The sequence below is a fragment of the Modestobacter italicus genome, from assembly GCF_000306785.1.
GTDB classification, from domain to species: Bacteria; Actinomycetota; Actinomycetes; order Mycobacteriales; family Geodermatophilaceae; genus Modestobacter; species Modestobacter italicus.
Window position 1 is genome coordinate 5,002,417 of the sequence record NC_017955.1, and the last position, 20,113, is coordinate 5,022,529.

At 75.9% G+C, this 20,113-nt stretch carries 24 protein-coding genes; 8 read left to right on the forward strand and 16 right to left on the reverse strand.

The window, feature by feature from the left end:
- Positions 1-38 precede the first annotated feature (38 nt).
- Both MODMU_RS23740 and MODMU_RS23745 read right to left on the reverse strand, forming a co-directional pair.
- Positions 39-1,013, reverse strand: a complete 975-nt coding sequence (locus tag MODMU_RS23740) for a hypothetical protein (RefSeq protein ID WP_014742942.1) — start codon at positions 1,011-1,013, stop codon at positions 39-41.
- A complete protein-coding gene (locus tag MODMU_RS23745) occupies positions 1,013-1,957 on the reverse strand; it encodes a Ppx/GppA phosphatase family protein (protein WP_014742943.1) in 945 nt (314 codons plus the stop codon). Before MODMU_RS23745 ends, MODMU_RS23740 begins: the two co-directional genes overlap by 1 nt.
- Positions 1,958-2,045: 88 nt before the next feature.
- Here MODMU_RS23745 and MODMU_RS23750 point away from each other — a divergent pair, with 88 nt between their 5' ends.
- Positions 2,046-2,885 carry a DUF3109 family protein gene (locus MODMU_RS23750; RefSeq protein ID WP_041795580.1) on the forward strand — a complete coding sequence of 280 codons (840 nt, stop codon included), beginning with the start codon at positions 2,046-2,048 and terminating at the stop codon, positions 2,883-2,885.
- Here MODMU_RS23750 and MODMU_RS23755 read toward each other — a convergent pair.
- Positions 2,781-3,854, reverse strand: coding sequence for a helix-turn-helix domain-containing protein (locus MODMU_RS23755; RefSeq protein ID WP_041797561.1), 1,074 nt, complete (start codon positions 3,852-3,854; stop codon positions 2,781-2,783). The genes MODMU_RS23750 and MODMU_RS23755 overlap by 105 nt on opposite strands.
- A gap of 81 nt (positions 3,855-3,935) precedes the next feature.
- Here MODMU_RS23755 and MODMU_RS23760 point away from each other — a divergent pair, with 81 nt between their 5' ends.
- Both MODMU_RS23760 and MODMU_RS23765 read left to right on the forward strand, forming a co-directional pair.
- Complete coding sequence (locus tag MODMU_RS23760) at positions 3,936-4,190, forward strand: hypothetical protein (protein WP_014742946.1); 255 nt, start codon at positions 3,936-3,938, stop codon at positions 4,188-4,190.
- A gap of 10 nt (positions 4,191-4,200) precedes the next feature.
- Complete coding sequence (locus MODMU_RS23765; protein WP_014742947.1) at positions 4,201-4,422, forward strand: DUF3072 domain-containing protein; 222 nt, start codon at positions 4,201-4,203, stop codon at positions 4,420-4,422.
- Positions 4,423-4,599: 177 nt separating this feature from the next.
- Here MODMU_RS23765 and MODMU_RS23770 read toward each other — a convergent pair whose 3' ends face one another.
- Together MODMU_RS23770 and MODMU_RS23775 are read right to left on the reverse strand one after the other, a co-directional pair.
- Positions 4,600-5,280, reverse strand: coding sequence for a response regulator transcription factor (locus tag MODMU_RS23770; RefSeq protein ID WP_014742948.1), 681 nt, complete (start codon positions 5,278-5,280; stop codon positions 4,600-4,602).
- On the reverse strand, positions 5,277-6,557 hold the full coding sequence (locus tag MODMU_RS23775; protein ID WP_014742949.1) for a sensor histidine kinase: 1,281 nt from the start codon (positions 6,555-6,557) through the stop codon (positions 5,277-5,279). The genes MODMU_RS23770 and MODMU_RS23775 overlap by 4 nt, the downstream gene beginning before the upstream one ends.
- Before the next feature lie 237 nt (positions 6,558-6,794).
- Between MODMU_RS23775 and phoU the strand changes: the two genes are divergently transcribed.
- The gene (gene phoU, locus MODMU_RS23780) at positions 6,795-7,451 is read left to right on the forward strand and encodes a phosphate signaling complex protein PhoU (RefSeq protein ID WP_014742950.1); all 657 of its coding nucleotides are present in this window, start codon (positions 6,795-6,797) and stop codon (positions 7,449-7,451) included.
- Between the two features lie 57 nt (positions 7,452-7,508).
- Here phoU and MODMU_RS23785 read toward each other — a convergent pair whose 3' ends face one another.
- The 4 genes from MODMU_RS23785 to mshA are packed head-to-tail and all read right to left on the reverse strand — an operon-like array spanning position 7,509 to position 11,745.
- A complete protein-coding gene (locus MODMU_RS23785; protein WP_014742951.1) occupies positions 7,509-8,261 on the reverse strand; it encodes a phosphoglyceromutase in 753 nt (250 codons plus the stop codon).
- Positions 8,262-8,306: 45 nt separating this feature from the next.
- Entirely contained in the window at positions 8,307-9,869 is a 1,563-nt protein-coding gene (locus tag MODMU_RS23790; RefSeq protein ID WP_014742952.1) for an MFS transporter, read from the reverse strand.
- Positions 9,866-10,381 (reverse strand): type III secretion system chaperone family protein, encoded by a 516-nt coding sequence (locus tag MODMU_RS23795; RefSeq protein WP_014742953.1) that lies wholly within the window; start codon positions 10,379-10,381, stop codon positions 9,866-9,868. The genes MODMU_RS23790 and MODMU_RS23795 overlap by 4 nt, the downstream gene beginning before the upstream one ends.
- Positions 10,378-11,745 (reverse strand): D-inositol-3-phosphate glycosyltransferase, encoded by a 1,368-nt coding sequence (mshA, locus tag MODMU_RS23800; protein WP_231851714.1) that lies wholly within the window; start codon positions 11,743-11,745, stop codon positions 10,378-10,380. The genes MODMU_RS23795 and mshA overlap by 4 nt, the downstream gene beginning before the upstream one ends.
- An 85-nt stretch (positions 11,746-11,830) precedes the next feature.
- On the opposite strand from mshA, the gene MODMU_RS23805 reads away from it, so the two are divergent.
- Positions 11,831-12,613 (forward strand): SDR family oxidoreductase, encoded by a 783-nt coding sequence (locus MODMU_RS23805; protein WP_014742955.1) that lies wholly within the window; start codon positions 11,831-11,833, stop codon positions 12,611-12,613.
- A 60-nt stretch (positions 12,614-12,673) separates the two neighbouring features.
- Here MODMU_RS23805 and MODMU_RS23810 read toward each other — a convergent pair whose 3' ends face one another.
- On the reverse strand, positions 12,674-13,708 hold the full coding sequence (locus MODMU_RS23810) for a UDP-N-acetylmuramate dehydrogenase (protein ID WP_014742956.1): 1,035 nt from the start codon (positions 13,706-13,708) through the stop codon (positions 12,674-12,676).
- 40 nt (positions 13,709-13,748) lie between these two features.
- Between MODMU_RS23810 and MODMU_RS23815 the strand changes: the two genes are divergently transcribed.
- The 3 genes from MODMU_RS23815 to MODMU_RS23825 are packed head-to-tail and all read left to right on the forward strand — an operon-like array spanning position 13,749 to position 15,667.
- Entirely contained in the window at positions 13,749-14,591 is an 843-nt protein-coding gene (locus MODMU_RS23815) for a class I SAM-dependent methyltransferase (RefSeq protein ID WP_014742957.1), read from the forward strand.
- Positions 14,588-15,454 carry a spermidine synthase gene (locus tag MODMU_RS23820; protein WP_014742958.1) on the forward strand — a complete coding sequence of 289 codons (867 nt, stop codon included), beginning with the start codon at positions 14,588-14,590 and terminating at the stop codon, positions 15,452-15,454. The genes MODMU_RS23815 and MODMU_RS23820 overlap by 4 nt, the downstream gene beginning before the upstream one ends.
- 9 nt (positions 15,455-15,463) lie before the next feature.
- A complete protein-coding gene (locus MODMU_RS23825) occupies positions 15,464-15,667 on the forward strand; it encodes a PspC domain-containing protein (RefSeq protein ID WP_014742959.1) in 204 nt (67 codons plus the stop codon).
- A gap of 25 nt (positions 15,668-15,692) precedes the next feature.
- On the opposite strand, the gene MODMU_RS23830 is transcribed toward MODMU_RS23825, so the two are convergent.
- The 6 genes from MODMU_RS23830 to MODMU_RS23855 all read right to left on the reverse strand — a co-directional run bounded on the left by MODMU_RS23830 (position 15,693) and on the right by MODMU_RS23855 (position 20,071).
- Entirely contained in the window at positions 15,693-15,980 is a 288-nt protein-coding gene (locus MODMU_RS23830) for a DUF2516 family protein (protein WP_014742960.1), read from the reverse strand.
- Between the two features lie 150 nt (positions 15,981-16,130).
- Positions 16,131-17,024, reverse strand: coding sequence for a hypothetical protein (locus MODMU_RS23835; protein WP_014742961.1), 894 nt, complete (start codon positions 17,022-17,024; stop codon positions 16,131-16,133).
- Positions 17,021-17,545 carry a helix-turn-helix domain-containing protein gene (locus tag MODMU_RS23840; protein WP_014742962.1) on the reverse strand — a complete coding sequence of 175 codons (525 nt, stop codon included), beginning with the start codon at positions 17,543-17,545 and terminating at the stop codon, positions 17,021-17,023. The genes MODMU_RS23835 and MODMU_RS23840 overlap by 4 nt, the downstream gene beginning before the upstream one ends.
- A gap of 55 nt (positions 17,546-17,600) precedes the next feature.
- The gene (locus tag MODMU_RS23845; protein ID WP_041797565.1) at positions 17,601-18,578 is read right to left on the reverse strand and encodes an asparaginase; all 978 of its coding nucleotides are present in this window, start codon (positions 18,576-18,578) and stop codon (positions 17,601-17,603) included.
- A 90-nt stretch (positions 18,579-18,668) separates the two neighbouring features.
- Complete coding sequence (locus tag MODMU_RS23850) at positions 18,669-19,232, reverse strand: RsiG family protein (RefSeq protein ID WP_014742964.1); 564 nt, start codon at positions 19,230-19,232, stop codon at positions 18,669-18,671.
- Positions 19,229-20,071 carry a beta-keto acid cleavage family enzyme gene (locus tag MODMU_RS23855; RefSeq protein ID WP_014742965.1) on the reverse strand — a complete coding sequence of 281 codons (843 nt, stop codon included), beginning with the start codon at positions 20,069-20,071 and terminating at the stop codon, positions 19,229-19,231. The genes MODMU_RS23850 and MODMU_RS23855 overlap by 4 nt, the downstream gene beginning before the upstream one ends.
- Positions 20,072-20,113: the final 42 nt, after the last annotated feature.

The following is a 20,113-nucleotide window of genomic DNA, read 5'->3' on the forward strand; positions in this document are numbered from 1 at the left end:
GCCCCGGCCGGTGCGGCGGTGCGCCGGCCGGACCGCGCTCAGCCGGCGAGCAGGCCGGCGGCGGGGGCGATGACGAGCACGGTGCCGGCGAGCAGCAGCACGGCCAGCAACCGCACCCCCAGCGCTCCCTGACCCCGCTTCTGGCGCCAGGCGGCCACCCCGGCGACCAGCGCGGTCACCGTGAGCGGGGCCGCGGCGAGCGCCACGTAGGGCATCAGCTCCCACAGGACGGTGAAGGCGAAGTACAGGCCGATGCCGACGGCGAGGGCGACGACGAGCTCCCCGGCGAAGCGGAGCCAGGCGAGGGCGCTCTCCTTGGCGGTGAGCGGCTCCTCCTCGACCACGGCGGGCTCGCCCGCCGAGCGCTGCACCGGGATCGGGCCGGTGACCGGGTGGGCCTCCGCCCGCCGGTGGGTCGTCGTGCCGGTGGCCGGGATGGCCGACGTCGACGGCCCGGTGCCGAACAGGCCGGTGGACGCCGAGGTCGCCGGGCCGGCCACCGCATCGCTCTTCCGGCGGCCGGTCTGCACGCCCGGGGTCCCGGCGCTGCGGCCGGTCCCGGGCCCGGTCGTCACCGCCCGGTCGGCCGGCGAGGCGGTGCGGACCGGCGCGGCCTCGCGGGCGGCCACCGGGCCGGCCAGGCCGGCCGCCGGGCGGGGACCGGCGGTGCCGGACTGGTCGGGCCACGTCGTCGCCGGGGTGCGACCGGCGGACGACGCCCCCGCCGGGGCGCGACCGGTGGACGACGCCCCCGCCGGGGAGCGGACGGCGGCGGGGGCCGGACCGGGCGTGCGCGGCGGGGTCGTGGCGCGGGCCGCGGCGGCCGGGCGGCCGGGGGCCTGGGGGCGGGGGGCCGGCTCGACGCGCGGCGCGCGGCCGGTGACCTCCGGGTCGTCGGAGGTGCGGCGTCGACGGCCCGGGCGGGTGCCCAGCTCGGTCTCCAGCCCGTGCTCGCGCAGGATCTCGGCGAGCGAGCGGACGCTGTACTCCCCCGAGTTCGGCGGCTCCGACATCACGCTCCCTCCAGCTGGTCCAGGCGGCGCAGGATGATCCCCTCCCGCAGCGCCCAGGGGCAGATCCGGACGAACGGTACGTCCACGGCACGCATCGCGGCCCGCGCCACGACGGCGCCGGCCGGGACCTGGTGCGCGCGTTGCGCCGACACGCCCTCCAGCTCGGCCAGCGCCGCGGACTCGATCCGGGAGACGAAGCCGATCACCTGGGTCAGCCCGGTGGCGGTCAGCTCCCGCGGGACGGTCAGCCCGGCGGCGTAGGGCGCGGCGCCGGCCAGCCGGGCGAGCGTCCGGAAGGTCTTCGACGTCGCGACCGCGAACTCCGGTTCACCCGCGCCGAGGAGCTCCTTGCCGGCGGGTGCGAGCACCTCTTCGGCGTACTCGTCCAGCCGGGCCAGCGCCCTGAGGTCCGGCCGGCCCCCGGTCTCGGCTGCCGGGAGGAACTGCCGGGTCATCCGCCCGGCCCCCAGCGGCACCGACAGCGCCACCTCGGGGTCCTCGTCGACCCCCGCGGCCAGCTCCAGCGAGCCGCCGCCGATGTCCATGACCAGCACCCGCCCGGCGCTCCAGCCGAACCAGCGGCGCACCGCCAGGAAGGTCAGCCGCGCCTCGTCCTCGCCGGTGACCACCTGCAGCTCGACCCCGGTCTGCTCGCGGACCCGGCGGAGCACCGCCGCCCCGTTGTCGGCCTCGCGGATGGCCGAGGTGACGAAGGCCAGCAGCTCGTCGCACCGCCGGTCGGCGGCCTGCCGCTTGGCCTGCTGCACCGCGTTGAGCAGCGCCTTCTCCCCCGCCTTCGACAGCTTGCCGTCCTTGCCGACGTGCTCGGCGAGCTTCAGCACCCAGCGGTCGTCGTGCATCGGGGTCGGGTGCGCGCCGCGGTGCGCGTCGACCACCACCAGGTGCACCGTGTTCGAGCCGACGTCCAGCACCCCGAGTCGCATGACGGAGAGTCTGCCGTCTGACGGCGCAGCGTGTCGCAACCCCCACGCTGGGTCCGTGCTGCGCCGGCGCTGCGCCTACTCTCCCCGGGTGGAACCGAGCACCCCAGTCGGCCCCCTGCCCGAGGTCGCGCTGGACTTCGCGCGCGAGTGGATCGAGTTCACCGACCCGGCCGACCCCGACCACCGGGTGCGGGCCGACCTCACCTGGCTGACGAGCGCGTGGACGTGCGTCTTCGGCCGGGGCTGCGCCGGCGTCGTCGAGGGGCGGGCCGAGGACGGCTGCTGCAACCACGGCGCCTTCTTCACCGACACCGACGACCTCGACCGGGTCGAGGCGGCCGTCGCCGAGCTGACCCCGCTGGACTGGCAGCGGCACCCCGGCACCGCGGTCCGCCGCGCCGACTGGACCGAGGCCGACACCCTGGCCGAACCGGCCGACGGCGAGGTCGCCGAGGAGGCGCTGCGCACCCGGGTGGTCGACGGGGCGTGCCTGTTCCTCAACCGGCCCGAACACCCCGGCGGCGCCGGCTGCGCGCTGCACGCGATGGCGCTGCGGCAGGGCCGGCACCCGCTGGAGACCAAGCCCGACGTCTGCTGGCAGCTCCCGGTGCGCCGCGAGCAGGAGTGGGTCGACCGACCCGACGACACCCGGGTGCTGGTCTCCAGCATCGGCGAGTTCGACCGCCGCGGCTGGGGCCCGGGCGGGCACGACCTGCACTGGTGGTGCACCGGCTCGCCGGCCGCGCACGTCGCCAGCGAGCCCCTCGTGGTCACCTACGGCCCGGAGCTGACCGCCCTGCTGGGCACGGCGGCCTACGCCGAGCTACGCCGGCTGACCGAGGCCCGCCTCGACGCCGGCCTCGTCGCCCCGCACCCCGCCAGCCCCCGGCCAGTGCCGGTGGAGCTGCACCGGCGCCGTCCCGGCTGAGGCGGCCGCCCGGAAGGTCTGCCGGTAGGCGCGCGGGGAGACCCCGCGGCGCCGGGCGAACTGCTCGCGCAGCCCGGCCGCCGTGCCGAAGCCGACCAGCCGGGCGATCTCCTCCACCGGGGCGTCGCTGTCCTCCAGCAGCCCCTCGGCGGCGGCCAGCCGCTGGCCGAGCAGCCACGCGTGCGGCGTCGTCCCGGTGGTGGCCTTGAACCGGCGGGCGAAGCTGCGCGGGCTCATCAGCGCCCGGCGGGCCAGCGACTCGACGCTGATGTCCTCGGCCAGGTGGGCCCGCGCCCACTCCAGGACGACGCCGAGCAGGTCGTCCTCGCAGCGGGCGACCGGGGTGTCGATGAACTGGGCCTGCCCGCCGTCGCGGTGCGGGGGCACGACCATGTCCCGGGCCAGGGCGTTGGCCGCGGCCGCGCCCCACTCCCGGCGCACCAGGTGCAGCAGCGTGTCGACGCCGGCCGCCGTCCCGGCGCCGGTGAGCACCCGGCCGCAGTCGACGTAGAGCACCGACGGGTCGACGCGCACCGCCGGGAACCGGGCGGCCAGCTCGCCGGCGTAGCGCCAGTGCGTGGTCGCCCGGCAGCCGTCGAGCAATCCGGCGTGGGCCAGCACGAAGGCGCCGGTGCACTGGCTGACGATGATCGCGCCGCGGTCGTGCGCGGCGCGCACCGCGTCGATGAGGGCCGGTGAGGGCACCCGCTCGAACAGCTCCCAGGCGGTGAGCGTGACGATGTCGGAGACGGCCAGCCGGTCGAGCCCCGCGTCGACCAGCATCGCCAGCCCGGTGTCCGTGCGGACGACCCCCGGCTCCTCGGTGACCAGCGCGTAGTCGAACCGCGGCAGGCCCATCGCGGTGCGGTCGTAGCCGAAGATCTCGGTGGTGACACCCAGCCCGAAGCTGCCGACGACCCCCTCGCTCACCACGGCACTGACGACGAGGGGGCGGTCAGGTGTGCGCATGGACACATGATGGCAGGAAAACCGCGACCGTGGTCAGTCCTGCCACTCGTCGAGTGGCCGGAGTCCGAGCACGCTCGTCCCATGTTGCTGATCACCTGCCCCGTGACCCGGACCGACGAGCTGGTCGCTGACCGGCGCATCCGATCGGTCACCAACCACCCGACCCACCTCGCCCTGCACGTCGAGTGCCCGGCCTGCGGCGCGGTGCACGTCTACCGCACCGGCCGCCGCTGGGACACCGCCCGCACGCGCACCCGGATCGCCGACCGCGCGGCCGCCCAGTCGTCGGCCGACGCCGCCGCGGCTCGGGCTGCACGAGTCGCCGTCCCCGCGTAGCTTCGAACACATGAGCGAAGCCAACGTGAACACCGGCCAGGCCGGCGACCCCACCGCCGAGAAGGACCCCTCGGACTGGGTGACCGGCGACGAGCCCGCCACCGGTGCGCAGAAGAGCTACCTGCACACCCTCGCCCGGCAGGCCGGCGAAGAGGTGCCCGACGACATCTCCAAGGCCGACGCCTCGATCAAGATCGACGAGCTCCAGGAAGAGACCGGAAGAGGTCAGTAGGAGCTCGCCCCCTGGGCGGCCGTGCGGCTCACTCGGGGGACGAGTACGGACGGCGGAGCCGGTCACGCCGGACGGCGGCCCCGAAGGGGTCACCTCCGGCGTGACAGGAAACGGCTCAGTGCCAGGCGAGCAGGCACCTGGCCGCGGTGCGATCCGTCAGGATCGCAATGTGCACAGCTAAGCCTCGAACTTGTAGCCCAGCCCCCGGACGGTCACCAGGTAGCGCGGGTTGGCCGGGTCGGGCTCGAGCTTGGCGCGCAGCCGCTTGACGTGGACGTCGAGGGTCTTGGTGTCGCCGACGTAGTCCGCGCCCCAGACCCGGTCGATGAGCTGCCCGCGGGTGAGCACCCGCCCGGCGTTGCGGAGCAGCAGCTCGAGCAGGTCGAACTCCTTCAGCGGCAGCGAGACCGGCTGCCCGTCGACCGCGACCACGTGCCGGTCGACGTCCAGCCGCACCGGTCCGGCGGCGAGCGCCGCCTCGGTGGAGACCTCGGGCTCGGTGCCGCGGCGGAGCACGGCCCGCATCCGGGCGACCAGCTCGCGCGCGGAGTAGGGCTTGGTGACGTAGTCGTCGGCCCCCAGCTCCAGCCCGACGACCTTGTCGATCTCGGTGTCCTTGGCGGTCAGCATGATGATCGGCACGGAGCTCTTGGTGCGCAGTGCCCGGCAGACCTCGGTGCCGGAGAGCCCCGGCAGCATGAGGTCCAGCAGCACGATGTCGGCCCCGGCCCGGTCGAACTCGGCGAGCGCGTCCGTCCCGGAAGCGGCCACGACGGTGTCGTAGCCCTCCCGGCGCAGCATGTAGGACAGCGCATCGGAGAAGGACTCCTCGTCCTCCACCACGAGCACTCGGGTCATGACCGTCCTCTCTCCAGGTCGTTCTCCTGCAGGGCCCCGGTGGGGCCCTCGTCTGTGGCCGGCCGGCCGTGCAGCGGGGGCACCGGCGGCCGTTCCGGGCCGGCCTCGTCGGCCGGCTGGTCGGCGTCGGTGCCCAGCGGGATGCGCAGGGTGAAGGTGGAGCCGAGGCCCTCCTCGCTCCACACCGTCACCGCGCCACCGTGGTTGCTCGCGACGTGCTTGACGATCGCCAGCCCGAGGCCGGTGCCGCCGGTGGCGCTGGCCCGGGACTGGTCGACCCGGTAGAAGCGCTCGAACACCCGCGACCGGTCCGAGCGCGGGATGCCGATCCCCGAGTCGGTGACCGCGATCTCGGCGAACCCGGACCGCGCGCGGGCGCCGACGGCGATCGTCGTCCCCGGCGGGCTGTAGGCGACGGCGTTGGCCAGCAGGTTGGTCAGCGCGGTGGCCAGCTGGGCCTCCACGCCGCGCACGACCAGCCCGGGCTGGGCGGCGACGGCCAGCTGGATGTCCTTGGCGGCGGCCGCGGCCCGCGTCCGGTCGACGGCCTCGGCCACCACCGTGCCGACGGCGACCGGCACCAGCTCGGGCAGCGGCTCGGCACCCTGCAGCCGGGAGAGGTCGATCAGCTCGCGGACCAGCCGGGCCAGCCGGTCGGCCTCGTGCTGCATGCGGGCGGCGAAGCGCTGCACCGTCTCCGGGTCGTCGGCCGCGCCCTGCACGGCCTCGGCCAGCAGCGCGAGCGCGCCGACGGGGGTCTTCAGCTCGTGCCCGACGTTGGCGACGAAGTCGCGGCGCACCGCCTCGACCCGGCGGGCCTCGGTGACGTCGGTGAGCACCAGCGCGACCGGGCCGGGCGTCACGACCGGGCCGCTGCCCAGCCGGATGCCGTGGACGCCGACCATCCGCGGACCGGTGCCCACCACGTTCCCGGGCAGCGCGACGTCGGCCCGCTGGCTGCCGGTGACCTGCACGCTGCGGGCCACGTCGACCAGCCCGGGGACCACCAGCCGGTCACCGCGCAGGATGCCCAGCGCCCGGGCGGAGGGGTTGGCCAGCACCACGGCGTCGTCAGGGCCGAGCAGGACGACGGCGGGGTCCATCAGGTCGACGAGCCGGCGGCTGAGCGCGGCGTCGCTGTCGACCCGGTCGACCAGCAGGTCCGCACTCCTCGCGGCCCCGCCCTCGTCGACCTGCCGCATCCGGGTGCGGACCACGGTCAGCGCCAGCATCAAGCCGATCACGAGGCCCGCCGTGAGGGCGAGCAGTGGTTCCACACCGACGATGCTAGAGCGGGTGCGGCCGCTGACCAGCCGCTCCGGCACTCCTCACCCGGTCGGGGCGGAAGTGTTCACGGCTGCGTGCCCCGTCGTTCACCTGGCAGCCCCCTGTGGCCGGGCCGGCGGTCTCTACGCTGGTCATGACACGTGCCGCGGCCGTCGAGCAGAGACGTCCGCGCGCGGCAGGGCGTCACCCGGGCAGCCCGCGCCCGGCGGCGCGACAGAGGAGGAACCGTGTTGCGCGAGAGCTACCGCGAAGAGCTGGACGACATCAACGCCTGCCTGGTGGAGATGGCGAACTCGGTGGGCTCGGCCATGAGCACGGCCACCACCGCACTGCTGGACGCCGACGTCGCCCTGGCGGACCTGGTCATCGCCGGGGACGAGCGCATCGACGCGGTCCGGGAGAGCATCGAGGAGCGCTGCTTCACCCTGCTGGCCCGGCAGCAGCCGGTCGCCACCGACCTGCGCGTCATCACCACGGCCATGCGGATCGTCAGCGACCTCGAGCGGATGGGCGACCTGGCCGAGCACATCGCGAAGGTGGCGCGGATGCGCTTCCCGGAGCACGCGGTGCCGCAGGAGGTCCGGCCGATCTTCCTGGAGGCCGGGCACATCGCCGAGAGCCTGGTGACCAAGGCCGGCACCATCATCGCCAAGCGGGACATCGAGGCCGCGGTCGAGCTGGAGGCCGAGGACGACCTGATGGACCAGCTGCACAAGCAGCTGTTTCGCGAGCTCCTGCTGCCGACGTGGGGCCACGGCATCGAGTCCGCCATCGACGTCACCCTGCTCGGCCGCTACTACGAGCGCTTCGCCGACCACGCGGTCAGCGTCGCCCGCCGGGTGGTCTACCTGGTGACCGGCGAGAAGACCATCCCGAGTTACTGAGCACGCGCACCGCTCGACGGAGCCCCGGCAGCCTGGCTGCCGGGGCTCCGTCGTCTCCTACTTCTTGCCCTGGTTCTTGACCGCCTCGATGGCGGCGGCCGCGGCGTCGGGGTCGAGGTACTGCCCGCCGGGCTGGGTGGGCCGCAGGTCGGCGTCCAGGTCGTAGCGGAGCGGGACGCCGGTCGGGATGTTCAGCCCGACCACCTCGTCGTCGCCCATGCCGTCGAGGTGCTTCACCAGCGCGCGCAGGCTGTTGCCGTGCGCGGCCACCAGCACGTTCTGGCCGGCCCGCAGGTCCGGGACGATCGCGTCGTACCAGTACGGCAGCATCCGGACGACGACGTCGGCCAGGCACTCGGTGGCGGGGCGGGACTCCGGCGGCAGGAAGGCGTAGCGCGGGTCGGCGTCCTGGCTGAACTCGCTGCCGGCCTCGATCGGCGGCGGCGGGGTCGCGTAGCTGCGCCGCCAGGTCATGAACTGCTCCTCGCCGTACTCGGCGAGCGTCTGCGCCTTGTCCTTGCCCTGCAGGGCGCCGTAGTGCCGCTCGTTGAGCCGCCAGGACCGGCGCACCGGGATCCACTGCCGGTCCGCCGTGGCCAGCGCCAGCTCGGCGGTGCTGATCGCCCGCTTGAGCAGCGAGGTGTGCAGGACGTCGGGGAGCAGGCCCTGCTCGGCCAGCAGCTCGCCCCCGCGGGCCGCCTCGGCGCGGCCCTTCTCCGACAGCGGCACGTCGACCCAGCCGGTGAAGAGGTTGGCCTTGTTCCACTCGCTCTCGCCGTGGCGGAGCAGGATGAGGGTGCCTGAGGTCACGGGCCCATCCTGCCCGACCGGCGCGGGCACCCGCCGGGCGGCCGCTCAGCGGTGCGGCAGCCGCCCGGGCATCCAGACCAGCACCACCGTCGTCGCGACCAGCGCGGCGGCCACCGTGCCGAGCGCGGTGAGGTGCATGGCGCCGACGAAGGCCTCCCGGGCGGGGTCGACGACCGCTGCCGCGGACCGGGCCGCCTCGACGTCCCCGCCCTGGGCCTGCTCGACGGCGCCGAGGGTCGCCACGATCGACTCGCGGGCCTCCTCGCGGGTGCCCTCGGGCAGCCCGTCGACGGCGTCGCCGAGGCGGGTGGCGTACGCCGAGGCCATCACCGAACCGAGGATGGCCACCCCGAGGGCGCCACCGACCTGGCGGACGGAGTTGTTGACCGCGGCCCCGGCGCCGGCCTTCTCCCGCGGGACGACGGCCATGATCGCCTCGGTCGCCGGGGCAAGCACCAGGCCCATCCCGCAGCCCTGCACGGCCAGGTCGACGAGCACCAGCCACAGCGGGGCGGTCTGGTCGAGCAGCTGGATGCCGGCGAAGGAGGCCGCCACCAGCAGGAACCCCGTCGCCACCACCAGCTTCGGCCCGAACCGGGCGGCCAGCCGGGAGCTCTGCGGCGCCATGACCGCCATCCCGACGGCCACCGGGATGAGCGCCGCGCCGCTCTGCAGCGGCGAGTAGCCGCGCACCCCCTGCAGGTAGAAGACCAGGTAGAAGGTGGCGCCCTGAAGCGCGAAGAAGTTCAGCGCCAGCGCGCCCGCCGAGGCGGAGAAGGCCGGGTTGCGGAACAGCGTGACGTCCAGCGCGGGGTGGGTGGTGCGCCGCTGCCACCAGACGAACACCGCCAGCAGCGCCGCCCCGGCGAGCAGCGGGCCGAGCACGCCCGGCGACCCCCAGCCGGCTCCGCCGCCGCCGCGGATGATCCCGAACACAAGCGCCACCAGGGCGGCGATCGACAGCAGCACCCCGGGCACGTCCAGCCGGCCCGGCGAGGGGTCCTTCGACTCCGGGACGACGAGCAGGATGCCGGCGGCGCCGAGTGCGGCGACCGGGACTCCGAGCAGGAACACCGCGCCCCACCAGAAGTGCTCGAGCACCAGGCCGCCGGCCAGCGGCCCGCCGGCGACGGCGATGCCCGCGGCGCCGGCCCAGATGCCGATGGCCTTCCCGCGCTCGCCCGCCGGGAAGACGTTGGTGATGACCGCCAGCGTGGCCGGCTGCACCGCCGCGCCGCCGACGCCCATCAGCGCCCGCCAGGCGATCAGCTCGATCGCCGACCCGCTGAAGGCGGCCAGCACGGAGCCGACGGAGAAGATGGTCAGCCCCGCCAGCAGCACCTTGCGCCGGCCGATCCGGTCACCGACCACGCCCCAGCTGAACAGCAGCCCGGCGAAGACCAGGATGTAGGAGTCGATCGCCCACTGCAGCTCGCCCTGGGTGGCCGCGAGCTCCCGCTGCAGCGTGGGCAGCGCGACGTTGAGGATCGTGTTGCCCATGATCACCATCAGCAGGCAGACGATCATCGTGGCCAGCACCCACCACCGCCGCGCGTAGCCCTCGGGGAGCTCCTCCGCCGTCGCCGCCGGGTGCTGGGTGGTGCTCACTCCCGCGGCCGCCGGGCGGGGTCGGCGAAGGCGGCGAAGGCCTCGAGGTTGCGCAGCGACTCCCCGCGCTTGACCCGCCAGTCCCACTCCCGGCGGATCGAGCTGCCGAACCCGATCTCCAGCATGGTGTTGAAGTGCTCGTCGGCGTAGGTCAGCACCGAGCCGAGCAGCCGGTCGATCTCCTCGGCCGTGACCGCCGCGTGCGGCAGCCGGCCGGTCAGGTAGACGTCCCCGACGGTGTCGATGGAGTAGCTGACGCCGTACATCCGGGCGTTGTGCTGCAGCAGCCAGGCCCACAGCTGCTCGCGGTTCTCGTCCGGCTGCCGGCACACGAACGCCTCGACCCGGAACCCGTGGTCGCCGACCGTGAGCCCGACCAGCGTCTTGAGCTTCTTGACCCCGGGCAGCGTGACCACGAACCGGCCCGGCCCGGGGTGCTCGTACTCCAGCTCGGCGGCGCGCAGCGTCTCCTCGATCACGGCGTCGAGGTCGGCGACGCGGTGCCCGCTCATCGGCCGAGCAGCCCCACGGCGCTGCGCCGGAGCTCCGCGGCGGGCCGCAGCAGCGGGCGGGCGGCGCGCATCTCGGCCATCGCCGCGGCGTACCCGTCGACGAGCGCGTCGGTGGTCCGGTCCCAGCTGAACGCGGTGGCGTGCCGGCGGGCACCGGCGCCCAGCAGCTGGCGGCGGACCATCACCCGGCGGATCGCGGCCGCGTAGTCGGCCGGGTCCCGGCCGGGCACCAGCAGCCCGGAGACGCCGTCGTCGACCGCGGTGCAGAGCCCGCCCACGGCCGCGGCGACCACCGGGGTGCCGCAGGCCTGCGCCTCCAGGGCCACCAGGCCGAAGGACTCGTTGTGGCTGGGCACGACGGTGACGTCGGCCGCCCGGTAGTGGTCGGCCAGCCGCTCGGGCCGCTGCGGCGGCAGGAAGCGGACGACGTCGGTGACGCCCAGCGCGACGGCGAGCTCCTGCAGCCGCTGCGGCTCGGCGAGCCCGGACCCGCTGGGCGCACCGACGACGAGCACCTGCAGCCGCGCGCGCAGCGCCGGGTCGTCGGCGAGCATCCGGGCCGCGGCGTGCAGCAGCATGTCCGGCGCCTTGAGCGGCTGGATCCGGCCGACGAAGAGCAGGACGACGGCGTCGGCCGGCACCCCGATCCGCTGCCGGGCGCGCTGCTGGTCACCGGGGCGGAAGACCTGCAGGTCGACGCCCGGGGGGATGACCAGGGTGCGGCGGGGGTCGGCGCCGTAGAAGTCGACGAGCTGCCGAGCCTCCTCGGCGGTGTTGGCCACCAGCCGGTCGGCCTCGGCGACCACCTGCTCCTCACCGATCACCCGGGCCCGCGGCTCGGGCTCGTCGCCCTCGGCGAGCGCGGCGTTCTTGACCTTGGCCAGGGTGTGCGCGGAGTGCACCAGCGGCACGCCCCAGCGGTCCCGGGCCAGCCAGCCGACCTGGCCGGAGAGCCAGTAGTGGGAGTGCACGACGTCGAAGTGGCCGGGCTCGTGCTGGGCCTCCTCGCGCAGCACCGCCGCGGTGAAGGCGCACATCTGGGCGGGCAGCTCCTGCTTGCCCAGGCCCTCGAACGGGCCGGCGCTGACGTGCCGCACGGTGACGCCGGGGGCCATCTCCACGACCGGCGGCTGCTCGCTCGAGGTCGCCCGGGTGAAGACGTCGACCGCGATCCCGCGGGCGGCCAGCCGGCGGGACACCTCGACGACGTAGACGTTCATGCCGCCGGCGTCACCGGCACCGGGCTGCTCCAGCGGGCTGGTGTGCACCGAGAGGGTGGCGACCCGCCGGGGCACGACGAGCGGGGTGGGGGGCGGCGCGGCCCGCCAGGGCGTGGGCTGACGGGGATGGCGACGCGTGGGCACGCTGCTCCTCCCGCTCGGGCCGTCGAGCGCCCGGTCGGGACACCCCTGTCGACTGCTCAGTGTCCTACAACGCCAGGATGGGCACATGTCCAGCCCCGTGCCCCCGTCGTCCTCCCGTGCCGCGTTCCCCGGTCAGGGCCGCGTCGCCGTCGTCACCGGTGCCTCCAGCGGGATCGGTGCCGCGACCGCTGAACGGCTGGCCCAGGAGGGGTTCGACGTCGTCCTGGCCGCCCGCCGGCTGGACCGGCTGACCGCGCTGGCCGAGCGGATCGGTGGCCGGGCGGTGCAGCTCGACGTGACCGATGCCACAGCGGTCGACGCCTTCGCCGCGGGCCTGGACCGGGTGGACGTGCTGGTGAACAACGCCGGCGGCGCGTTCGACGCATCGCCGGTGGCCGAGGCCGACCTCGACTCCTGGCAGCGGGCCTTCGCGGTCAACGTCCTGGGCTCGGTGGCGATGACCCGGGCGCTGCTGCCCGCCCTGCGCGCCTCCGGCGCCGGCGACCTGGTGTTCGTCGGCTCGACCGCGGGGCTGACCAGCTACGAGGGCGGGGCGTCGTACACCGCGGCCAAGCACGGGGTGCACACGCTGGCCGAGACGCTGCGCCTGGAGCTGGTCTACGACCCGGTGCGGGTGGTGGAGATCGCCCCCGGGATGGTCAAGACCGAGGAGTTCAGCCTCAACCGCACCCGGTCGCAGGAGCGGACCGACGCGATCTACCGCGGGGTCCGCGAGCCGCTGGTCGCCGAGGACGTCGCCGACTGCATCGCCTGGGCCGTCACCCGGCCGCACCACGTGAACGTCGACCTGCTCGTCGTCCGCCCGCGGGCGCAGGCCGCCCAGCACAAGGTCGCCCGCGACGAATGAAGGACCCCCGTGCCCCCCACCGCTCGCAAGCTCGCGGCGGGCCCCTGCACGGGGGCCGAACTACGGGCGGACGGCGGTGGGCTCGGGGACGAGGGTGACGCCGAACCGGGCCCGGACGGCGGCGACCACCTGCTCGGCGAAGGCCATCAGCTCGGTGGCCGTGGCGCCGGGCTCGGTGGTCAGCGCCAGGCTGTGCCGCGATGACGTCCCCACCCGGCCGACCCGCGTGCCGCGGCCGAAGCCGGCGTGCTGCACCAGCCAGGCCGCGCTCAGCTTGACCTGGGCGGCGCCGTCCGCGCCGATCCCGGCCGGCCACGACGGGCAGCCCTCCACGGCCGCCGCGACCGGGACGACGGGGTTGGTGAAGAAGGAGCCGGCGGAGCGGGAGTCCGGGTCGGCCGGGTCCCAGACCATGCCCTTGCCCCGGCGCAGCGCGAGCACGGCGGCCCGGACCTCGGCCAGCGGGGCGGTCTCCCCCAGCTCGACGCCGAGGGTGCGGGCGAGCTCGGCGTACCCGACCGGGCTCGACCGGTCCGAGGCCCGCAGCCGGAAGGTCACCGCGAGCACGACGAGCGCCCCGGGCTGGGCCTTGAGCCGGCTGTCCCGGTAGGAGAAGCCGAGCTCGGCCGGGCCGAGCACCCGCTCGGTGCGGGCCGCCCGGTCCCAGACGCGCACCTGCGTGATGAGCGCCGCGACCTCCTGGCCGTAGGCGCCGACGTTCTGCACCGGCGTCGCCCCGGTCGACCCGGGGATGCCGGAGAGGGCCTCCATGCCGGCCAGCCCGTGCTCGACGGTGAACGCCACGAGGTCGTCCCACGGCTCGCCGGCCTCGACCTCGAGCTCGACCCCGTCGGGCGTGTCCCGGCGCGCCACGCCCCGGGTGCGCACCAGGACGACGTCCCCGGGCCAGCCGCTGTCGGGCGCGACGACGTTGGACCCGCCCCCCAGCACCAGCAGCGGGCGGCCGGCGTCGTCGGCGTCACGCACGGCGCTGACCAGCTCCTGCCGGGTGGTGACCTCCAGCAGCCGGTCGATCGGGCCGCCCACCGACAGGGTGGTCAGGTCCGCCAGCACGGCGTCTCGGCGTTCCTGCACGCGCCCACGGTAATCGGCCGCGCGACTACCCTCGCTCACCGTGAGCGACCACACCCGCCGTGCGTCGCTGCCCGCGACCCGCAGGCCGCGGCTGGCCGCCGGCCGCGCCCGGGCGCTCGGCCTGCCCACCCGCGGCACCACCAACGCCAACCGGCTGCGCCGGGTCGACCGCTGGCTGGTCAGCACCCAGGTCGCCCGGCTGCGGGACGCGGCCCGGCCGCTGGTGGTCGACCTCGGCTACGGCGCGTCGGCGGTCACCACCCTGGAGCTGGTCGACCGGCTCGGGGAGGAGGTCGACGGCCTGGAGGTCGTCGGGCTGGAGATCGACCCCGAGCGGGTGGCGGCGGTGGCCGAGCACCGCGACCCGCCGCGGGTCGACTTCCGGCTCGGCGGGTTCGAGCTGGCCGGCCTGCGCCCGGTCGTGGTGCGGGCGTTCAACGTGCTGCGCCAGTACGACGAGGAGTCCGCCGCGCGGGCCTGGGACACCATGCGCGGCGCGCTCGCGCCGGGCGGGCTGCTCGTGGAGGGCACCTGCGACGAGTGGGGACGGCGGAGCACCTGGGTGGCGCTGGACGAGGACGGGCCGCTCACGCTCACGCTGGCCACCCGGGTGTCGGACCTGGAGCGGCCCTCCGACCTCGCCGAGCGGCTGCCGAAGGCGCTGATCCACCACAACGTCCCCGGTCAGCCGGTGCACGCCTTCCTCACCGCGTTCGACGCCGCCTGGGCGTCCGCCGCCGGGCTGTCGACGTTCGGCCCGCGCCAGCGCTGGGCGGCGGCCTGCGAGGCGCTCGCCGCCGACGGCTGGCCGCTGGTCGGCCCGACCCGGCGGTGGCGGCACGGCGAGGTCAGCGTCCGCTGGGCCGCGGTCTCCCCGCGGTGAGCCGCCGGGACAGGGCGCACCTCGCGGCGCTGCCCGGCCGCACCGAGGTCGCCGGGGGGACGGCGGAGCTGCTCGCCGACGCCGACCGCGACGGCTCGTGGGAGCTGCAGCTCGACGGCGTCCCCCAGTCGCACGTGGACCTGGCCGACCCCACGCACCTGGAGTTCGAGTACGTCCGCCGGATGGGGCACGTGCTGGACTTGGCCGCCGAGCCGGGGCAGCCGCTCGACGTCGTCCACCTCGGCGGGGGCGCGCTCACCCTGGCCCGCTACGTCGCCGTCACCCGGCCCGGCTCGCGGCAGCGGGTGGTGGAGGTCGACGAGGCGCTCACCGACCTGGTGCGCCGGGAGCTGCCGCTCCCCCGCGGCGCCCGCGTCCGGGTGCGTGCCGCCGACGCGCGGGAGGGGCTGGCCGCCCACCCCGACGCCAGCGCCGACGTCGTCCTGGTCGACGTCTTCGCCGGTGCCCGGACGCCGGCGCACCTGACCACCGTCGAGTTCGCCGCCGACGTCGCCCGGGTGCTGCGCCCCGGCGGGGTCACCGCCTGGAACGTCTCCGACGGTCCGCCGCTGCGCTTCGTGCGCGCCGAGACGGCCACCCTGCGCACCGTCTTCGCGCACCTGGCGCTGCTGGCCGAGCCGGGGACGCTGCGCGGCCGCCGGTTCGGCAACACGGTCGCGGTGGCGTCGGACGCCGAGCTGCCGATCGCCGGGCTGACCCGCCGCTGCGCGGGCGACCCGATGCCGTCGCGGGTGGTCAGCGACGAGGAGCTGGTCCGCTTCGTCGGGCAGGCCGCGCCGGTCACCGATGCGGACGCGCAGCCCTCACCGCAGCCACCGGCGGGCATCTTCGACCGGCCGTAGGGTCGGGGCATGACCGCACCCGTGTCCCGCCGGCTCACCCGCGACACCCGCCACCAGGTCATCGCCGGCGTCTGCTCCGGCCTCGCGCGCCGCTTCGGGCTGTCCCGGACCGGGCTCCGGGTGGCCTTCGTCGTCTCGTGCGTGCTGCCCGGCCCGCAGTTCATCGCCTACCTGGTGCTGTGGGTGGTCATGCCCGCCGACGACCGGTACTGACCCGCTCCCCCCGGGAGCGGCGGGCTCACCAGCTGGAGTTGCCCCGGCGCAGACCGCGCACCGCCGGCCGCACGTCGACCAGGTAGACGACGCCGGCGACCACGGCGGGCAGGCCCAGGAAGCTGAGCGGGCCCTGCCACAGCAGGATGAGCGTCGCGATGCCGGTGATCGCCAGCCAGGCGGGCTTGGTCAGCTTCCCGGCGGCGACGAAGGCGGCCGCGGGGCGGACCACCGCGTCCACGAAGGCCCACACCGCCAGCGCGAGGGTGCCGTAGTAGACGACGAGGTTGATGAGCCCGTCGAAGGAAGCCATGCCGTCGAGGATAGGCGCGCCCGGCAAGACGCGGCCGACCCCGACCGGGACTGCCCCCTCCGGGGGAGACGACGACGCCCCGGCTCCCGCACGAGGCGGGGACCGGGGCGTCGGTGCCGTGCGGGCGGGCCCCCGTCCGGGGGCCCGCCGTCAGCTGGCGGGAGTGCTCTTCGCGGGGACGGCGGTCGGGTCCGGGACCGGCGTGGTGCCGGCGGTCGCCTTCTTGGCCCGGGCCTTCGCGGGGGCCTTGGCCGGGGCCTTGGGGGCCGTCTTCCGGGCGGTGGCCCGGGTCGTGGCCGGCACCGGCACGCTGACGCCCTCGACCGGGGCGGTGGTCTCCGGCTCGGCGACGGCGCGGACGCCGGCCTTGGTGCCGGCGGCGGCCTCGCGGACCTCGTCGGTCACCTCGTCGACGGCCTTGTCGGTGCGCGCCTTGGTCTTCTGCGCGACCGAGGTCACCTCGTCGGAGGCCTTGCCGACGGTCTCGGCGGTCTCCTCCAGCACGTCCTCGAGGGTGTCCTCGACGGCGTCGACGGCGCGCTCGGTGCGGGCCACGACCTTGCGGAACGCGGGCTGGGTGCGCAGCTCGTCGACGACCTTCTCGCCGCGGCCGGCGAGCTCGGCGATGGCGGCCAGCGCCTGGTTGCGGGCGCTCTCCACCAGGCCGGTGACGGTGCCGAGCACGGTCTCCGGGCGGACGGTGGCAGCGGCGCTGGTCACCGCGGCGCGGGCCTGGGTGGCGGCGTCCTCGGCCTGGCTGCGGGCCAGGGCGGCCCGGGCGCGGGCCTCGGCGGCGGCGCGGGACGCCCGCTCGCGGGCCTGCTCGGCGCGGGTCCGGGCCTCCTTGGCGGCCAGGTCCGCCTGGACCTGGGCCTCGCCGGGGAGCGCCTCGGCGCGGGTGCGCACGGTGCCGAAGACGGCGCGGGCGCGGTCCACGGCGGCGTCGACCGCCACGTCGCCGGCGCCGATGGCGGCCAGCAGGCCGGTGCGGCCGGTGTCGACGAGGGTCTCGCCGTAGGACTTCAGGGTGTCGGTGCGGCTCATGCCGTCTCCTCCTGGGACGTCGGGGTGGGGTGCGGGGTGCTCGCCGGCTCGCGCGCCGCCTGGGCGGCGTGCTCGCGGGCGTAGGTCTCGTAGAGCTCCAGCAGGACGGCCTTGTGCCGCTCGGAGAGCGCCTCGTCGGCGCGGATGGCGGCCACGGTGCCGGCCGTGCCGGACCGGCGGTCGAGGATGCCGGCCTGCTCGTACAGCGTCTCGGCCGAGATCTTCAGGCCCCGGGCGATCTGGGCGAGGATCTCCGCGGACGGCTTGCGCAGCCCGCGCTCGACCTGCGAGAGGTAGGGGTTGCTCACCCCGGCGGTCCGGGCGAGCTCGCGCAGCGACACCTGGGCGGCGCTGCGCTGGGTGCGGATGAAGTCGCCGACCTGGGACCCGACCGCCGGGACCGACGAGGCCACGGTGGACGCCCCGGTCGAGGCGCCGGCCGCGGCAGACTGGGCAGCGGTGGCCACGGTCTCGCGGACCGCGGTCACCTGGTCCCGGACGAACTCCGTGGGTCGCTGCACAGGACGAGCGTAACCCGAAGTGCTAGCTCCTGCAAGCAGACCGCTAGCAGTCCGCTCAGCGCAGCGCGTCCGCGGCGCGGATGTCCCCCACCACGCCCTCGCCGCCGGACACCGGCGTGGTCAGCCAGCGGGACAACGTCCCGGCCGGCACGCCCAGCCGCTGCAGCCCGGCCGCCAGCGCCGGGGTGCGCCCCCGCTCACCCCCGTCGTCCAGCTTCAGCGCGACCGCCCCGGCACCCGGCAGCGCGGCGACGTGCACGCCGTCGGCCCCGCCCTTGACCAGCAGACCGGGGACCGCGCCCATCAGGTCGGTGTCCTCGCGCCCGGTGCCGGCGACCAGCCACGGGTGCGCGCGCATCGCGTCGGCGACCAGCCGGCCCGGCGTCCCGGACGGGGCCTGGACCAGCGACAGCACGCCGCGGGCCAGCCCGGTGAGGGACAGCGCGTGCTGCGGTGCGCCGCAGCCGTCGGTGACCACCGCGGCGACCGGCTCCCCGGAGGCCTGACCGAGCCGGGCCTCGATGGCCTGCTGCAGCGGGTGGTCGCGCTCGAGGTAGCCGGCGGTCGGCCAGCCGGCGGCCACGCAGGCCGACAGCATCGCGGCGTGCTTGCCCGAGCAGTTCATCGCCAGCCGCTCCGGTGCGCGGCCGGCGACCAGCCACTGCGCCCGGGTGGCCTCGTGCTGCGGCAGCGCCGGCGGGCAGCCGAGGTCGTCGGGCCCGAGCCCGGACGCCGACAGCAGCGAGGCGACCAGCTCGACGTGCCCGTCCTCGCCGTTGTGCGAGGCGGCGCCGATCGCCAGCTCACGGTCGTTGCGCGGCCGCCAGCCGGCCGCGAGCAGCGCGGTGGCCTGCACCGGCTTGTTCGACGAGCGCGGCAGCACCGGCCGGGCGACGTCCCCGACCTCCAGCAGCGGGCTGCCGTCGGCCCCCAGGACGACGAGCGCGCCCCGGTGCACCGACTCGAGCACCTCCGTGCCCAGCCCCCCACGCCGCACCTCGACCAGCACGGGGTTCCCCGGCCACGCAGACATCAGTTCCTCCATCAGTGCGGGAGAGTGGCCGGCCCCGTCCAGAGGCTCGGCGCGAGCTTGCGAGTGCTGAGGAGGACGGGGTCCTTCCGTTCATCCGTGGCGGGACTCGTCCGCCAGCAGCTGAGCCACGTCGGCGAGGCCGTCGCGGTAGCGGCGGGCCAGCTCGCCGGCGACGGTGTCCATCACCTGCTGGACCCCGCGGCGCCGCTCGGACAGGCTGCGCTCGCCCGCGCCGAGCGCCCGGGCGGCCTGCTCCAGGCCGGCGTCGGGCAGCGACGGCACGTCGGAGAGGTCGACGCCCGGGGTCAGCCCGTTCACCCAGGTCTCGAACTGCTCGGGCGAGGTGGGCTGCACCGTCTGGTGCCGGCCGAGGCCGTGCGCGGGCCCGCGGCCCTTCTCGGACAGGATCTCCGGCAGCAGGTCGACCAGCGAGCGGCCGTCGTGCTCGGCGCGGCGCTGCAGCTCGCGCCGGACGATGTCCAGCCGGCCCTGCAGCAGCCGCCGGGTGAAGGAGAGGTTGACCTCCTCCTGCTCGGCCCGGTGCCGCAGCGCGCGGACGTCGGCCATCGGCAGGTCCTCGACGCCGGCGAGGAACGACGGGTCGAGCAGCTCGTCGACGCCGGCGCCGCCGGCGGCAGAGGTGGGAGCAGTCATCGCGGGACCTCCACGGGTTCGGGGATGCCCAGCAGCTGCCGGGCCTCGGACGGGGTGAGCGGCGGGCGCTGGGCGATCCGGGCGAGCCCGGCCGCCCGGGCCACCAGCTGGGCGTTGTCGCGCACCGGCTCGTCCGGCGCGTACGTGAGGGTGTCCTCCATGCCGACCCGCAGGTGCCCGCCGGCCGACAGCGCGGCGAGCATGACCGGCAGCGACGTCCGGCCGACGCCGGTGGCGGCGAAGGTCGCGCCCGGCGGGAGGGCGGGCAGGCAGGCGGCCAGCGCGGCCGTCGTCCCGGGCATGCCGCCGGGGACGCCCATCACCAGGTCGACGTGCACGTGGCCACCGTGCGGCGTGCCGTGCCGGTCGAGCAACCGGGCGAGCGTGGCGAGCTGGCCGAGGTCGAAGACCTCGTACTCCGGCACGATCCCCCGCTGCTGCATCTGGGTGTGCAGCTCGACGATGAGGTCCCACGGGTTGTAGAAGACGTCCCGGCCGAAGTTCACCGTGCCCAGCGACAGCGAGGCGGCGTCCGGTGCGGCGTCCAGCACCGCGAGCCGGGCCTCGGCCGGGTCGGTGACGGCCCCACCGGTCGAGAGCTGGACGACCAGGTCGGTGGCCTCCCGGACGGCGGCGACCACCTCGCGCACCCGCGGCAGGTCCAGCGTGGGGCGGGTGTCGGTGCCGCGGACGTGCAGGTGCAGCACGGCGGCGCCGAGGGCCTGGCAGTCCCGGGCGGTGGCCACCACCTCGTCGACGGTGACCGGCAGCGCCGGGACGTCCGCCTTCGCCGACTCGGCCCCCGTGGGGGCGAGCGTCACGAGGGTGCCGGGTCTCACGATTGCGCACCTCGACTCCGCAACCGCTCCGCTCCTCACTCG